The sequence below is a fragment of the Bradyrhizobium shewense genome (assembly GCF_900094605.1).
Lineage (GTDB): Bacteria > Pseudomonadota > Alphaproteobacteria > Rhizobiales > Xanthobacteraceae > Bradyrhizobium > Bradyrhizobium shewense.
Genome location: NZ_FMAI01000009.1, coordinates 95,331 through 111,052 on the forward strand (window position 1 = coordinate 95,331; position 15,722 = coordinate 111,052).

Consider the following 15,722-nt stretch of genomic DNA (forward strand, 5'->3'; position numbering starts at 1 on the left):
TGAGCCGCCAAAGTGTAAGCGGTTTTGGGATTGAGGGGTCTGCCGGCTTTACCTGCCGGCCCGGAGCGGCTACCGAACCGCCACAATCAGATCGTCTCAGCCCCATTAACGAATGAACCAAGATTCGACACTTAGCGGAGATGCAGATCGGAGCGACACCCGCCCGATTCTGATCATTCCCTACATGTGGATCGGCGATTTCGTCCGGAATCACACCGTCGTCCGGGTTCTAAAGGAACGCTGGCCCAACCGGCCGGTCGATCTTCTGACTACCTCCCTGTGCGCCCCGCTGGTCGATTACATGCCCGGCGTGCGCGAGGGCATTGTCTGGGACCTGCCGCGCGGCCGCCTCGCCGTCGCCCGCCAGCTCGCCCTGGGGAAGCTCCTGCGCGAGCGGAACTACGGCACGGCCCTGGTGCTGCCCCGGACCTGGAAGGCGGCCATCGCGCCCGCCCTCGCCGGTATTCCTGAACGGGTCGGTTTCGTCGGCGAATTCCGGTTCGGCCTGCTCAACCGCTGGCGCTGGGGCGAGAAGAAGCTGCCCCGCTTCATCGACAAGAATGCCGCCCTGGCCCAGCCCGACGGCGCCCCGCTGCCGGCGGAATGGCCGGTGCCGCAATTGCGGGTTCCGGCCGACGATATCCTCCGCTGGCGGCAGGCCAACGGAATCGGCGCCGGCGCCGCGGTGGCGCTCGCCCCCGGCTCGGTCGGCGTCTCAAAGCGCTGGACCTACTATCCGGAGGCCGCCCGGCTGCTGGTCGAGCGCGGCCTCGAGGTCTGGGTGGTCGGCGGCCCCGCGGAAAAGGGGCTGGCTCAGGAGATCGTCGCGGCCGGCGGCCCGGCCGTCAGGGACCTCACCGGCAACGATCTGCGCAACGGCGTGCTGGCCATGGCGGCAACTGGGGTCGCCATCTCCAACGATTCCGGCCTGATGCACATCGCAGCCGCGCTCGGCACGCCCACCATGGGCATCTTCGGCCCGACCAGCCCCTATCTCTGGGCCCCCCTCAACGGCCTCGCCGCGACGGTCGTGCAGGACAAGAGCGTGCTGTCCTGCCAGCCCTGCCAGAGCACGGTCTGCAAGATGAACGACCACCGCTGCATGCGCGATATCGCAGCGAGCGAGGTGGTCACGATCGCGCAGCGGGTGTTGGGCGAGGCTGGGGCAAGAGCGCAGACGTGAGCGTCAGCGACGCTGCCCCGCTGACAATCAGCGCCGGTGTTTTGCCCGGATGCGTCAAATTGATTTTGCGAAATCCGTAACAGCTCGCGCCGTCCGCCAAGCCGTTGATTTTGCTGGCCGCGGCTACTGTGCATGGGGTTGTTTTCGCGGTTTTTGTTTGCCGGTGCGACACTGACCGCTCAGAGCAGCGGCCGATAGACCTCGCCGATCCGCGCCGCTTCCGCATCGAGGCTGAATTTTTCGAGCACCCGCGCTCGGCCCCTCTCGCCCATCGCGGTCGCGGCGTCCGCATCGCGCATCAGCGGCTCCAGTGCCGCAGCCAACGCATCGGCATCGCCGGTTGGGATCAGCACGCCGCTCACGCCATCCTCGACCACCAGCTCGGCCGCGCCGGCGCGTGCGGCGACGAGCGCGCTGCCGGCCGCCATCGCCTCGATCAGCGTCAGTCCAAAACCCTCGTTGCGCGAGGTGAAAGCGTAGATCGTCAGCCGCTGGTACCAGCGCTGCACCGCTTCGATCGGCAGCTCGCCGGTGATGACGATGCGCGATGGCAGGCCGGCTGCTTCGATCTGCTTTTTCAGCTCGTTCGCAAAGGGCGTCTGCTCGGCCGTGACCTGACCGACAATGACGGCGGTGAAATCTGGATAGCGCGGCAACAGGCGGCACATCGCGTCGACGAACACGTCGGTGCCCTTCTGCGCGCGCACGCGTCCGAAGCAGCCGATGGCGTAACGGCCCGGCAGCGCGGCCTCCGTGAACGCAGCAGCGCGGTCGGTCGGCGGCGCATAGATGTCGGTATCGACGCCATGCGGGATCACCGTCGCCTGCACCTTCAGGAACGAGGCTGAGAGATCTGACGTCGCGATGATCGCGTCCATGCGCCGGATCAGCCAGCGCGTGATCCAGCTATGGTGCCGCTGCGCCGCCGAGGTGAACACGAGTTTCAACGGCCAGCCGAACGCGCGCAGCGCGACGCCCGCGATCATCTCGTTGTTGCGCCGCGCGTGCCAGATCAATGGCTGCTTGCGGCGCCATAGCTTCAGGAAATCGGCAACGCTCAGCCGCGCAATCCCCGCCGGCGCGTGCGAGCCGAACCAGGCGGCGCGGTACAGTTTCGCCAGCCGCGGCGCCACCATCCGGTTGGTCGCGGTGACCCCGGAATAGCGCCTGTGCAGATTTGGCACGATCACTTCGAGATCGCCGGGGGAACTGGCCACGTCATGCTCCGTTTCGCAAAGTCCCTATACGCAACATTAAGCATAGTGACCAGTTCAGCCGTGCCGATACCCCCTCTTCACCACGCAAGCGCTAGCTTTGCGCGTTGATCGAAGACGGGTGAGATCATGACTGTGCTAGTCACCGGCGGCGCCGGCTATATCGGAAGTCACACGGTCCTCGCGCTGGCGGAAGCCGGCGAGGACGTCGTCGTGATCGACGATCTCTCGACCGGTTTCTCCGCCTATCTGCCTGAGGGCGTGCCGCTGTTCATCGGCGATGCCGGCGACGAGAACCTGCTCGAAGGCGTGATCGCGCAGCACAACATCGAGAGCATCATCCATTTCGCGGGCTCCGTCGTCGTGCCGGATTCGATGCGCGATCCGCTCGGCTACTACCGCAATAATTTCACGACCGCGCGCAACCTGCTCAATGTCGCCGTCAAGCGCGGCATCGGCCGTTTCATCTTCTCCTCGACCGCCGCCGTCTACGGCAATCCAGACCAGGTGCCGGTGCCCGAGCACGCGCCGACGCGGCCGCTGTCGCCTTACGGCTCGTCGAAGCTGATGACCGAGATCATGCTGCACGACGTCGCCGCCGCCTACGGCATGCAATACGTCACCTTGCGCTATTTCAACGTCGCCGGCGCCGATCCGCAGGCGCGCATCGGGCTTGCCACCGTCGGCGCCACACATCTGCTCAAGATCGCTGTCGAGGCCGCGACCGGCCAGCGCGCCAAGATCGACGTGTTCGGCACCGACTATCCGACCCCCGACGGCAGCTGCATCCGCGATTTCATCCACGTCACGGACCTCTCGCAGGCGCATCGCTCGGCCCTCGCCTATTTGCGCAACGGCGGCGCCTCGACGACGCTCAATTGCGGCTATGGACGCGGCTATTCGGTGCTGGAGACCATCGACGCCGTGCGCCGGGTGTCGGGCCGCAGCTTCGCCGTGCAATACGCCCCGCGCCGGCCGGGCGACATCATGACCATGGTCGCCGACACCAGCCGGATCCGCGGCCTGCTCGACTGGAAGCCGCAATACGAGGACCTCGAGACCATCGCGGCCCACGCCTTGGCGTGGGAGGACAAGCTGTTCCATGAGCGCCATGGCGAGCTTCGCCACGCCGCCTCCGCCTAGATTCCATCTGAGTGCAAGCCCTTAATTGGGCTTGAAAAACCCCGCTTGAGCGGGCACAGAGGCCATTCGATCCCTGACGTGCGGGCAGGCTTTCCTGCGCCGTCAATGGACACCGGATGGCTCAGTTTCCAAAGAAAATCACCGACGATCCCTATGCGGCAGCGGTCCTGATTCGCCGCCTGGTCACGGAACAGGGGGTCGTCTATTGGCGGCGCTACCTCGTCGCCTTCGCGCTGATGGCGGTCGCCGCGGGTGCAACGGCAGGCGCGACCTATGTGCTCGGCCAGGTCATCAACCAGGCCTATGTCGACAAGAACATCCCGGGCATCGCGATGTTTTCCGGGATCACAGTGATCCTGCTCTTCATCAAGGGCGTCGCGACCTACGGCCACATGGTGATCCTGACCAAGATCAGCAACGCCATCCTCGCTACCAACCAGCGCCAGCTGTTTGCAAAACTGATGCGCGAGAGCGTCGGCTTCTTCTCCGAGCGGCATTCGTCTGAATTCCTGGCGCGGCTGACGGCCGGCGCAAAATCGATCACCGACGTGCTCAACATGCTGGTCAACGCCGTCGGGCGCGACCTCATGATGCTGCTCGCCATGATCGGCGTGATGGTGTGGCAGGACCCGGTGATGTCGTTCATCGGCCTCGTCGTGGTGCCGCCGGCGATGCTGGTGCTGCGCAAGCTGGTCAAGCGCATCAAGGGCCTCGCCTACAACCAGTTCACCGGCACCGCCGACATCATGGAGACCATGCAGGAATCGCTGCAAGGCATCCGCACGGTGAAGGCGTTCACGCTCGAAGACACGATGCAGAGCCGCATCGACGAGAACATCGCCATCGTCGAGCGCAACGCCAACAAGATGGCACGCGTCGCCAACCGCTCCAACCCGCTGATGGAGATGCTCGGCGGCTTCGCGGTCGCCGGCTGCCTGCTCTATGGCGGCTACAGCGTGGTCGCCCTCAACGCCACGCCGGGCGCGTTCTTCTCCTTCATGACCGCGTTCCTGATGGCGACCGAGCCGGCCAAGCGGCTGGCGCGGCTCAACATCGATTTGAACAGCCAGCTCGTCGGCGCGCGCATGCTGCTCGAAGTGGTCGACAGCCCGGCGAGCGAGCACTCCGACGACGACAAGCCGACGCTGAAGCTGTCCGACGCCCGGATCGAGCTGCGCGATGTCAGCTTCTCCTATCGCGCCAATGAGACCGTGCTCAACCGGATGAGCTTCGTGGCGGAGCCCGGCAAGGTCACCGCGCTGGTCGGGCCCTCCGGCGGCGGCAAGTCGACCGTGCTGGCGCTGCTGCTGCGCTTCTATGAGGTGACGCAAGGCGACATCGTGATCGACGGCCAGTCGATCGGCGCAATCTCTCGCAAATCGCTGCGGGCGCAGACCGCCTATGTCGGGCAGGACGTCTATCTGTTCCGCGACACCATCCGCAACAACATCGCTTTCGGCCGGCCCGGCGCGAGCGAGGAGGAGATCACCGAGGCGGCGAAAGCGGCTTGCGCGCATGATTTCATCATGGGCTTCCCGCTTGGCTACGACACACCGGTCGGCGAGCACGGCACGCAGCTTTCAGGCGGCCAGCGCCAGCGCATCGCCGTGGCGCGCGCGCTGATCAAGAACGCACCGATCATCCTGCTGGACGAAGCCACCGCCGCGCTCGATTCCGAATCCGAGCGGCAGGTGCAGGAGGCGATCGAGCATCTCTGCCAGAACCGCACCACCATCGTGATCGCGCATCGCCTGCACACCATCATGCATGCCGATGCGATCCTGGTGATCGAGGGCGGCGAGATCGTCGAGCAGGGGCGGCATGACGAGTTGCTCCGCCGCGGCGGCCGCTATGCCTCGTTCTTCCGCCTGCAACACTACGATGCCGGCGCTCTGGCGCCGATCAGCGCAACCGCATAGAGTTCCACTTCACCTCAAGAGCAGCGAGACCCGCATGAACGCCGCCTCCTACGTCATCCCGCTTCCGCCGCAGGCTTCGCTTCCCGTCGTCGGCGAAAGCGGCCGCTATCCGGTGCGTCGCATCTGGTGCGTCGGCCGCAACTATCTCGAGCACATCCGCGAGATGGGCAATGACGAGCGCGCCCCGCCGTTCTTCTTCGCCAAGCACGCCGACATGCTGGTGCCTGATGGCGCCACCATTCCCTATCCGCCGCTGACCAAGGATCTGCATCACGAGGTCGAGCTGATCGTCGCGATGAAGAGCGGCGGCCTGAACATTCCCGCCGCCAAGGCGCTGGATCACGTCTATGGCTACGCCGTCGGCATCGATCTCACCCGCCGCGACCTCCAGATCGCCTCGCGCAAGAAGGAGCGTCCCTGGGAGATCGGCAAGTCGTTCGACGGCTCCGCGCCGTGCTCCGCGATTCAGCCGGCCTCCAAGATCGGCCATCCCGCCAAGGGCAAGATCTGGCTCACGGTCAACGGCAAGGAGGCCCAGAAGGGTGATCTCACCGAGCTGATCTGGAACGTGCCCGAGATCATCTGGCAGCTCTCGCAGCAGGTGAAGCTCGCCGCCGGCGATATCATCATGACGGGCACTCCCGCCGGCGTCTCGCAGCTCCAACCCTGCGACAAGCTCGAATGCGGCGTCGACGGCGTCGGCACGCTGAAGGTGAGCATCGGCCAGCCTGAATAAAGTTCGAAGCGCAGGGCGGATTAGCGAAAGCGTAATCCGCCACCTTCGCGCGGCCATCACCACTGTCGATTGCCGTTATTGCCGAACGGCGGATTACGCTTCGCTCATCCGCCGTTCGTATCAAAATCAAGGCCCGGGTGGCATCCGGGGCCTTTCGCGTTTTCTACCAGGCCTTCACCGGCCGATTGGCGTGGCTCACCTGCGGCACACCGCGATTGAGCGACATGTGCGAATGCACGCACAGCCAGCCATCGGCATTCTTCGCAAAGATCATGGTCGCACGGCCCGGGCGCGGAAAGGCGCTTCCGTCGGGATGATATCCCGTACTCGTCCACGGCGCGATCACCGTCGCTATCGTACCGTCGCGGGATGCCAGGACCGAGGTCTGCTCGAGCACGAAACGGAAGTCCGTCGTCTTCGGCCAGACGTTGTCCCATTGCGTCGAGACCCACTGATCGAGGCCGGGGATGACGTCGCTATGCGTGCCGAAGGCAAGCACATCCGGATGGAAGAGCGGCCGTGCCGAGGCATAGTCGACCTCGCGGACGTAGCCCGCGAAGGTGTCCAGCCACGCCAGGAAGAACTGCTTCGTCTCGCTGTCGGCGGTCGGCAAGAGGGCCATCACCTGCTCCATCTTCGGCTACGCGATCACGGCAAGCTTTGTTGCCATGGGAGAGACCTTCCAGCAAGATATGGACTTCGAGAGCATCCCGGCGGAGATCGACCGGCCGGCCTGATTTCATGGAGCCAGACTCATGAGACACCTTCTCCTGCTTGCGGCCACGCTTGTCGTTATCTGCAACGCTGCCGGCGCGCAGTCCAGCAAGCCCTATGCCGGCCTCGAGCAGCGTCCCATCAAGGCGCTGTCCCACCAGCAGGTCGACGATCTCCAGAGCGGACGCGGTATGGGCCTGGCGCTTGCCGCTGAACTGAATGGATATCCCGGTCCCAGTCACGTTCTCGAGCTCGGTGATCGCCTCGAGCTGACCGCGAACCAGCGCGCCGAGATTCAGCACCTCTTCGATTCGATGAAGCAAGAGACGGTGCCGCTGGGCAACAAGCTCGTCGAGCAAGAGAGGGAGTTGGACAATCTGTTCTCTGCCCGTGCCGTGACGCCGGAGTCGCTCAAGGCGACCGTCGTTGCCATTTCGGAAATCCAGGGACGGCTCCGCGAGAGCCACCTCAAATATCACCTGTCGACCGCGGCCTTGCTCAATCAGAGCCAATTGCAAAGATACGCAGAGCTGCGAGGCTATCAGCATCCTGACAGCTCCGCAGGGCACAGACACCATCACTAGACACGCGCGGGATCACCGCAGAAATCGTAGGTCGGATTGGCGTAGCGTAATCCGCCAACGCATCGTGCCACGCTTGACGTAGTACCGAAAACACGATGAGGCCGAGGATCAGCGCCGCTACGCCGAAACCAGCCGGCTACGCCCGCGACAACGCCTGCAGACCCTTGAAGGTCAAGCGTTTGGGGTCGGTCACCCCGGCAAGATAGAGCTGGCGGATAAAGGCAACGACAGCGCTGCGGTCGCAATCGGTCAGCGCGACGACGGCGTCGACCGCGATCTTCTGGGCTTCCATTAGGCTCACCTCGGCCTTGCGAGTAACCCCGGCCGAGACAGGCTAGGAGTCCGCGGTTAATCCGGCGTTAACCGTTTGGACAGAGTGGCCGATTCACCCCGACGACCGAATACGCAAAACAACGCATTGGCGGCAGCGATGCTCAGCATGCAGCGACGCTCTTCTTGAGCTGCGCAAAGTGCTTTTTCAGCCGCGGCACGGCAAAGTCGGTGAAGGCCCGCACCTTCGGCACTGAGAGCCGGCCCTGCGGGCAGATCAGGTGCGCCGGCATCTCCGGATCCTTCTCGGCGGCCAGCACGATCTCGAGCTCGCCGCGCGCAACCTGCTCGGCCACCTGGTACGAATACATCCGCGCGACGCCGCGGCCGGCAACGGCGGAGGCTACGGCCGCGTAGGTGCTGTTGACGATGAGACGCGGCGTGAACTGGACCGTACGCGGCACCGACCCACCGGCCTGCGGCGCGAAGGTCCAGGAATTGGGCAGATGCGCCATCGCCACGATCTGATGCTTGACGAGATCGCCGGGCTCGGTGATGCGGGGATGCTGCTTCAGATAGCGTGGGGCTGCCACGACCACGCGGCTGATCTCGCCGACCCGCATTGCCACCATCGCCGAATCCGCGAGGGGGCCAATGCGAAGTGCGATATCGATACCCTCCTCGATCAGATTGACCGCGCGATCGAACAGCAACAGCCTGGCCGACACCGTCGGACAGGCATCGAGAAACGCATCCAGAATCGGCCGCAGCACCATCTCGCCCGACACCACCGGAGCGGTAATCGTGAGCAGGCCGCGCGGCGCCGAGCGCGGTCCGGCCGCGATGTCGTCGGCCTCCTCCAGCTCGGTGAGCACGCGGCGGCAGATCGCGACATAGCGTTCGCCCTCCTCGCTGAGCTTGATCGAGCGTGTCGTCCGGTGCAGCAGCTCGGCGCCAACCCGCTCCTCTAGAAAAGCGATGGCGCGGCTCACCGCCGCCGGCGAGCGGCCGAGCTTGCGGCCGGCGGCAGCCAGGCTGCCGTCGTCCACCGCAAGGACGAACACTTTCATCGCATCCAGACGATCCATGCCTTCCCGCCGCCCCTCTCAGATTCCAGCCGCAGGCTAGGCGCTCCCCTCCGCGGCGACAACCGTCGCCGGGCGCCGACCCGGCATTCGTACGCGCCGCGAAAGAGTGTCTGCCGGACGGCGGGTATTCGCAGCCGGCCTGCCCCGGCGTACCTCAGCACCCAAGCCAGCCGAGTGCTGGCGCAGGTTCTCAAGGCCAACAACAGGAGCCCGTTATGGGTATCGAGCAGAAAGTCGCCATCATCACCGGTGCTTCGCAGGGCATCGGCGCCGCCCTGGTCCAGGGTTTTCGCGATCGGAACTACCGCGTCGTCGCAACCGCACGCTCCATCAAGCCGTCGGGTGACGACGACGTCCTCGCCGTGGCGGGCGACATCACTGAGCGGAGCACCGCCGAGCGTGTGGTTTCGCAGGCCGTCGCCCGCTTCGGGCGCGTCGACACGCTGGTCAACAATGCCGGCATCTTCGTCGCAAAGCCGTTCACGCAATACACGACCGAGGATTACGCGGCGGTGATGGGCACCAACGTCGCGGGCTTCTTCCACATCACGCAGCTCGCCATCGCCGAGATGGAGAAGCAGGGTTCGGGCCACGTCGTCCAGATCACGACCACGCTGACCGATCATGCCAATTCGAACGTCCCCTCAGTGCTGGCCTCGCTGAGCAAGGGCGGCCTCAACGCCGCGACCAAGTCGCTCGCGATCGAATATGCCAGGCGCGGCATTCGCGTGAACGCGGTCTCGCCAGGGATCATCAAGTCGCCGATGCACCCGGCCGCGACCCATGCCCAGCTCAGCGCGCTGCACCCGGTCGGTCACATGGGCGAGATGTCCGACATCGTCGGTGCCGTCCTTTATCTCGAGGGCGCCTCCTTCGTCACCGGCGAGATCCTGCATGTCGACGGCGGCCAGAGCGCCGGCCACTGAGCGTGAGAGGAGAGTCACAATGCCCATCGTAACCATTCAAGTGACCCGCGAAGGAACGACGCCGGGAGCGGCGTCGCTCACCGCGGCGGAGAAAGCCGCGCTGATCAAGGGATCGAGCCAGCTGCTGCTCGACGTGCTCGGCAAGCCGCTCGATTCGACCTTCGTCGTGATCGAGGAAGTCGACACCGATAATTGGGGCTGGGGCGGCCTGCCCGTGCCGGAGTTCCGGCGCCGCCGACCCGCCCAGACAAAATGATCCGCGCGCGAGCGCGCGCACGAGGGTGACATGACCAACGCAGATCTGAAACCACACGCCGGGGCTCGGCGGCATCCGAAGGCGGCATCGGCCTCACAAGAGACCTCGTCAAAGCAACATTCCTCGCAGCGGACCTGGCAATATGCGGCGGCGGGATTGTCCGCTTCGCTGGTCGGACTCGGCCTCGCCCGCTTTTCCTACACGCCGCTGATCCCGGCCCTGATCGCGGCAAAATGGTTCAGCGCATCGGACGTCGTCTATCTCGGTGCCGCGAACCTCGCCGGTTATCTCGCCGGCGCGCTCGCGGCACAGAGTGTCGCCAGCCGCATCGGCGCGGTTTGCACGTTGCGGGCGATGATGCTGCTTGCCACCCTCTCCTTCTTCGCCAGCTCATCGCCGGTGTCGTTCACGTGGTTCTTCGCCTGGCGCTTCCTCTCCGGCCTCAGCGGCGGAATCATCATGGTGCTGGCGGCCTCCGTCATTCTGCCGCACACCTCAGCCGTAAGGCGTGGCATCGTCGGCGGCGTGATCTTCGCCGGCGTCGGCCTCGGCGTCGCCGCATCGGGCACGCTGGTGCCGCTGCTGCTGCAACAGGGATTGCAGCAGAGCTGGCATGGTCTCGGCGTGCTCTCCGCCCTGCTCACGCTCGCGAGCTGGTGGAACTGGCCCGCCGAAGCGAACAGCGACACTCCGCTTTCTCAAACCAAGCCCCGTCAAACCTCGGCCACCGCCCGCGCGCTGCTGATCCAGTACGGCCTCAACGCGGTGGCATTGGTGCCGCACATGGTCTTCATCGTCGATTTCGTGGCGCGCGGCCTCGGCCAGGGCATTGCCGCGGGATCGCGCTATTGGGTGCTGTACGGTCTCGGCGCCATCGTCGGTCCGCTCGTCACCGGCCATCTCGGTGACCGCGCCGGGTTCGGTCCGGCGTTGCGCGCGGCCTTTCTGATCGAGGCGGCCGCCGTGCTGCTGCCGACCGTCAGCACCACACCTCTTTCGCTGATCGTATCGAGCTTCGTGGTCGGCGGCTTCACACCCGGCATCGTGCCACTGGTGCTCGGACGTATCCATGAACTCGTTCCGCACTCTGCCGAGCAGCAGCGCGCGACCTGGAGCCATGCCACCACCAGCTTTGCACTGTTCCAGGCCGCGGCCGCTTACGGCTTCTCCTGGATCTACGCGCAGACCGGCGGCGATTATCTGGTGCTGTTCGGACTCGGCGGCGGCGCGGTGGTACTGGCGCTCGCGATCGACCTTGCACTGGCACTTGCCACACGCAAGGCATAACCACAGGCGGCGGCGCGTTCAGGAATATCGCATCACGCCGTCGTCGATCCGGCCGAAGCGCAGGGAGACGATGTCGAGCGCGTAGTTCTGGTACAGCCGCCACGGCTGCTTCGAGCCCTGCTTCGGCATCTTGGCCACCGAGCGCTGCACATAGCCCGAGGTGAAGTCCAGCGACGCCTGCGCGGTGATCTCGGGGTCGTCATTATGCGGTACGCACTGGCGGAAATTGTGCCGGTCCATGTAGTTGATGAGCCGGCAGACATATTCGCAGGTGAGGTCGCATTTCAGCGTCCAGGACGCATTGGTGTAGCCGAAGGCCGAGGCCATGTTCGGCACGTCGGCATACATCATGCCCTTGTAGGTCAGCGTATTCGCGAAATCCACGGCACGGCCGTCGACACTGACGTCGAGACCGCCGACGACCTGGAGCACCAGCCCGGTCGCCGTCACGATGATGTCGGCCGCAAGTTCGCTGCCATCCTTCAGTTGAATGCCAGCGCGCGTGAACGTGTCGATCTCGCTCGTGACGACGGAGGCGCGCTGCTCGCGGATCGCCTTGAACAGATCGCCATCAGGCACGAGGCACAGCCGCTGGTCCCAGGGATTGTAGCGCGGCGTGAAATGGGTGGCGACGTCGTAGTCGGGGCCAAGCGCCATCTGCACGCCCTTGAGGACGAGCTCCTTGACCTTCGCAGGCCGCCGCCGGCTGAGCTGGAAGAAGAACATCCCCCACATCACGTTGCGCCAGCGGATGACATGATAGGCAAGCCGCGTCGGCAGATTACGGCGGATCTTGTTGGCGACGGGATCCTGCGCCGGGCGCGACACCACATAGGTCGGCGAGCGCTGCAGCATGGTGACCTGCGCCGCCTTCCTGGCGAGCTCCGGAACCAGCGTCACCGCGGTCGCGCCCGAGCCGATCACCACGACGCGCTTGCCCGCGTAGTCGATGTCCTCGGTCCATTTCTGCGGATGGACGATGCGGCCGGCGAAATCAGCGGTGCCCTTGAACTCCGGCGTGTAGCCCGCCTCGTATTTGTAATAGCCCGAGCACATGAACAGGAAATTGCAGGTGAAGCGCACCAACTCGGTCGCGCCCTCGCCCTTGATGCGCTCGGCCTCGATGGTCCAACGTGCGTCCGGCGTCGACCACGAAGCACGCTTGACGCGATGGCGGAAGCGGATGTGCTTCTCGATGCCGTTCTCGGTCGCGGTCTCGCGCACATAGTTCAGGATCTGCGGCCCGTCGGCGATCGCCTTCGGATCGGTCCACGGTTTGAACGAATAGCCGAGCGTGAACATGTCGCTGTCGGAGCGGATGCCGGGATAGCGGAACAGGTCCCACGTGCCGCCGATGCAGTCGCGCCCCTCCAGGATGACGTAGCTCTTGGTCGGGCACTTGGTCTGCAAGTGATAGCCCGCGCCGATGCCTGACAGGCCGGCACCGACGATGAGAACGTTGAAATGCTCTTGTTGCATGGTTTCCTCCGCCACGAGGATTGTCAGGCCGGCGACGGCGCCCGTCAATCATCAATCGGCCCGCTACAACCAAGGAGAACGCTCCGTTTCCTGTCCCCATACAAAAAAGCCCCGGATCGCTCCGGGGCTTTTGGTGTTTCGAGGCGATCGGATCAGTACCGATAATGATTCGATTTGTACGGACCTTCCTGCTTGACGCCGATGTAATCGGCCTGGTCCTTGCGCAGCTCGGTGAGCTTGACGCCGATCTTGGCGAGATGCAGGCGCGCGACCTTCTCGTCGAGCGACTTCGGCAGCACGTAGACTTCCTTCTTGTACTTGCCATCCTTGTTGTTGGCGAACAGCTCGATCTGCGCCAGCGTCTGGTTGGTGAAGGACGCCGACATCACGAAGGACGGATGGCCCATCGCGTTGCCGAGGTTCACGAGGCGGCCTTCCGACAGCATGATGATGCGGTGCTTGTCCGGGAATTCGATCTCGTCGACCTGCGGCTTGATGTTGGTCCACTTCAGGTTACGCAGACCCGCGATCTGGATCTCGTTGTCGAAGTGGCCGATGTTGCAGACGATGGCGCGATCCTTCATCGCGCGCATGTGTTCGATGGTGATGATGTCCTTGTTGCCGGTCGCGGTGACAAAGATGTCGGCGCGGGGAGCTGCGTCTTCCATGGTTACGACTTCGTAGCCTTCCATCGCGGCCTGCAGCGCGCAGATCGGATCGACTTCCGACACCATCACGCGGCAACCGGCCTGGCGCAGCGAGGCGGCCGAACCCTTGCCGACGTCGCCAAAGCCGGCGACCATCGCGACCTTGCCCGACATCATCACGTCGGTGCCGCGGCGGATGCCGTCGACCAGCGATTCACGGCAGCCATAGAGATTGTCGAACTTCGACTTGGTGACGCTGTCGTTGACGTTGATGGCGGGCCACAGCAGCGTGCCGGCCTTCTGCATGTCGTAGAGACGATGCACGCCCGTGGTGGTCTCTTCGGACACGCCCTTGATGCTCTTGGCGATCTCGGCGAAGTAGCCCTTGGGCTTTTCCTTGAGCTGCTTCTTCAGCAGCGCGAAGAAGACTTCCTCTTCTTCCGAACCCGGCTTGTCCAGGAACGCAGCGTCGCCGTTCTCGGCGCGCAGGCCGAGATGGACATACATGGTGGCATCACCACCGTCGTCGAGGATCATATTCGGGTGACCGCCGCCGTGCCAGTCGAACAGCTTTGCGGTGTAGTCCCAATATTCGGTCAGGCTCTCGCCCTTGACCGCGAACACCGGGATGCCGGCGGCTGCGATCGCGGCGGCGGCGTGATCCTGGGTCGAATAGATGTTGCAGGAGACCCAGCGAATGTCGGCGCCGAGGGCGGCCAGCGTCTCGATCAGCACGCCGGTCTGGATCGTCATGTGCAAGGAGCCGGCGATGCGCGCGCCCTTCAGCGGCTGCTTCGGGCCATATTCTTCGCGGGTGGCCATCAGGCCGGGCATCTCGGTTTCGGCGAGCGAGAGCTCCTTGCGGCCGAAATCGGCGAGCGAAATGTCCTTGACGATGTAATCGGTGAAGCCGGGCTTCGCGTTCATTGGAGGTTCCTGTTTGTTTGGCTCGTCATTCCGGACCCGCTCGCGAGACGAGCGAACCCGGAATCAAGCAGTTCGAGATTCCGGGTTCGCCGCTGTTGCGGCGCCCCGGAATGACGCAAGTGAATCAGAGCGCGCGCTTGAGCTGCTCGACGAGGTCGGTCTTCTCCCAGGAGAAGCCGCCCTCGTTGTCGGGCGTGCGGCCGAAATGGCCGTAGGCCGAGGTGCGCGCGTAGATCGGGCGGTTGAGGTCGAGATGGCTGCGGATGCCGCGGGGCGTCAGATCCATCGCCTGCGCCGCCGCCTTCTCGAGCTGCTCCTCCGGCACCTTACCGGTGCCGTGGGTGTCGATGTAGATCGACAGCGGACGCGCCACGCCGATGGCGTAGGCGAGCTGGAGCGTGCAGCGGTCGGCAAGGCCGGCGGCAACGATGTTCTTGGCGACGTAGCGCGCAGCGTAAGCCGCCGAGCGGTCGACCTTGGTCGGATCCTTGCCGGAGAACGCGCCGCCGCCATGCGGGGCCGCACCGCCATAGGTGTCGACGATGATCTTGCGGCCGGTCAGGCCGGAGTCGCCGTCGGGACCGCCGATGTAGAATTTGCCGGTCGGGTTGATGTGCCAGATCGTCTTCGGCGTGATCCAATCCTTCGGCAGCGCCTCGCGCACATAGGGCTCGACGATGTCGCGGATCTGCTTGGACGAGATGTCCTCGACCAGGTGCTGATGCGAGACCACGATCTCGCGCACGCCGACGGGCTTGCCGTTCTCGTACTGCACGGTGACCTGGCTCTTGGAGTCCGGACCGAGCACCTTCTCCTTGCCGGAGTGACGGGCTTCGGAGATCAGGCGCAGGATCTTGTGGGCGTAGAAGATCGGCGCCGGCATCAGATCGGGCGTCTCGTTGGTGGCGTAACCGAACATGATGCCCTGGTCGCCCGCGCCCTCTTCCTTGACCTCGCCCGGCTGAAGCGCATCGACGCCCTGGGCGATGTCGGCCGACTGCGGATGCAGGAGGATCTCGATGTCGCAGGTCTTCCAGTGGAAGCCTTCCTGCTCGTAGCCAATGTCCTTGATCGCACCGCGGACGACGCCCTCGATCTGCTCGTTGGTCACCGACTTCGGACCGCGGGTCTCACCGGCGATCACCACCTTGTTGGTGGTCGCCAGCGTCTCGCAGGCGGCGCGGATCTGCCAGGGGTCGATGCCGGCCTTCGGCCCTTCGCGGTAGAACAGATCGACGATCTCGTCGGAGATCCGGTCGCACACCTTGTCCGGATGGCCCTCGGACACGGACTCGCTGGTGAAGAGATAGGACGCGCGCATCAGTAACCCCTTGTTCCGCCGCTAAACC

The 15,722-nt window shown here is 64.8% G+C and carries 15 protein-coding genes; 8 read left to right on the forward strand and 7 right to left on the reverse strand.

The window, feature by feature from the left end:
* Positions 1–112: 112 nt before the first annotated feature.
* Complete coding sequence (gene waaF, locus GA0061098_RS18730; RefSeq protein WP_091959053.1) at positions 113–1,183, forward strand: lipopolysaccharide heptosyltransferase II; 1,071 nt, start codon at positions 113–115, stop codon at positions 1,181–1,183.
* Positions 1,184–1,362: 179 nt separating this feature from the next.
* Here waaF and GA0061098_RS18735 read toward each other — a convergent pair whose 3' ends face one another.
* The gene (locus GA0061098_RS18735; protein WP_091959056.1) at positions 1,363–2,400 is read right to left on the reverse strand and encodes a glycosyltransferase family 4 protein; all 1,038 of its coding nucleotides are present in this window, start codon (positions 2,398–2,400) and stop codon (positions 1,363–1,365) included.
* A gap of 126 nt (positions 2,401–2,526) precedes the next feature.
* Between GA0061098_RS18735 and galE the strand changes: the two genes are divergently transcribed.
* From galE to GA0061098_RS18750, 3 genes are all read left to right on the forward strand, one after another.
* On the forward strand, positions 2,527–3,540 hold the full coding sequence (galE, locus tag GA0061098_RS18740) for a UDP-glucose 4-epimerase GalE (protein ID WP_091959059.1): 1,014 nt from the start codon (positions 2,527–2,529) through the stop codon (positions 3,538–3,540).
* A 116-nt stretch (positions 3,541–3,656) separates the two neighbouring features.
* Positions 3,657–5,459 (forward strand): ABC transporter ATP-binding protein, encoded by a 1,803-nt coding sequence (locus GA0061098_RS18745; RefSeq protein ID WP_091959061.1) that lies wholly within the window; start codon positions 3,657–3,659, stop codon positions 5,457–5,459.
* 34 nt (positions 5,460–5,493) lie between these two features.
* The gene (locus tag GA0061098_RS18750; RefSeq protein ID WP_091959064.1) at positions 5,494–6,195 is read left to right on the forward strand and encodes a fumarylacetoacetate hydrolase family protein; all 702 of its coding nucleotides are present in this window, start codon (positions 5,494–5,496) and stop codon (positions 6,193–6,195) included.
* A gap of 163 nt (positions 6,196–6,358) precedes the next feature.
* Here GA0061098_RS18750 and GA0061098_RS18755 read toward each other — a convergent pair whose 3' ends face one another.
* Complete coding sequence (locus tag GA0061098_RS18755; protein ID WP_091959524.1) at positions 6,359–6,817, reverse strand: YybH family protein; 459 nt, start codon at positions 6,815–6,817, stop codon at positions 6,359–6,361.
* A gap of 133 nt (positions 6,818–6,950) precedes the next feature.
* Between GA0061098_RS18755 and GA0061098_RS18760 the strand changes: the two genes are divergently transcribed.
* Positions 6,951–7,493, forward strand: a complete 543-nt coding sequence (locus tag GA0061098_RS18760) for a Spy/CpxP family protein refolding chaperone (RefSeq protein ID WP_091959067.1) — start codon at positions 6,951–6,953, stop codon at positions 7,491–7,493.
* Positions 7,494–7,629: 136 nt separating this feature from the next.
* Here GA0061098_RS18760 and GA0061098_RS45070 read toward each other — a convergent pair whose 3' ends face one another.
* The gene (locus GA0061098_RS45070) at positions 7,630–7,785 is read right to left on the reverse strand and encodes a hypothetical protein (protein WP_018317399.1); all 156 of its coding nucleotides are present in this window, start codon (positions 7,783–7,785) and stop codon (positions 7,630–7,632) included.
* Between the two features lie 142 nt (positions 7,786–7,927).
* Entirely contained in the window at positions 7,928–8,851 is a 924-nt protein-coding gene (locus GA0061098_RS18765; RefSeq protein WP_091959071.1) for a LysR family transcriptional regulator, read from the reverse strand.
* A 215-nt stretch (positions 8,852–9,066) separates the two neighbouring features.
* On the opposite strand from GA0061098_RS18765, the gene GA0061098_RS18770 reads away from it, so the two are divergent.
* Genes GA0061098_RS18770 through GA0061098_RS18780 form a run of 3 tightly spaced genes read left to right on the forward strand, consistent with a single transcriptional unit; the run spans position 9,067 to position 11,320 of the window.
* Entirely contained in the window at positions 9,067–9,777 is a 711-nt protein-coding gene (locus GA0061098_RS18770) for an SDR family NAD(P)-dependent oxidoreductase (protein WP_091959074.1), read from the forward strand.
* Between the two features lie 19 nt (positions 9,778–9,796).
* Positions 9,797–10,033, forward strand: coding sequence for a tautomerase family protein (locus GA0061098_RS18775; protein ID WP_165637460.1), 237 nt, complete (start codon positions 9,797–9,799; stop codon positions 10,031–10,033).
* Positions 10,034–10,063: 30 nt separating this feature from the next.
* Positions 10,064–11,320 carry a YbfB/YjiJ family MFS transporter gene (locus tag GA0061098_RS18780; RefSeq protein WP_091959080.1) on the forward strand — a complete coding sequence of 419 codons (1,257 nt, stop codon included), beginning with the start codon at positions 10,064–10,066 and terminating at the stop codon, positions 11,318–11,320.
* An 18-nt stretch (positions 11,321–11,338) separates the two neighbouring features.
* On the opposite strand, the gene GA0061098_RS18785 is transcribed toward GA0061098_RS18780, so the two are convergent.
* The 3 genes from GA0061098_RS18785 to metK form a co-directional block, all read right to left on the reverse strand.
* Entirely contained in the window at positions 11,339–12,799 is a 1,461-nt protein-coding gene (locus tag GA0061098_RS18785; protein WP_091959527.1) for a flavin-containing monooxygenase, read from the reverse strand.
* Positions 12,800–12,951: 152 nt separating this feature from the next.
* A complete protein-coding gene (gene ahcY, locus GA0061098_RS18790; protein ID WP_091959083.1) occupies positions 12,952–14,373 on the reverse strand; it encodes an adenosylhomocysteinase in 1,422 nt (473 codons plus the stop codon).
* Positions 14,374–14,497: 124 nt separating this feature from the next.
* Positions 14,498–15,694: a methionine adenosyltransferase gene (gene metK / locus GA0061098_RS18795; RefSeq protein ID WP_018317407.1), complete on the reverse strand. Its 1,197-nt coding sequence runs from the start codon at positions 15,692–15,694 to the stop codon at positions 14,498–14,500.
* Positions 15,695–15,722: the final 28 nt, after the last annotated feature.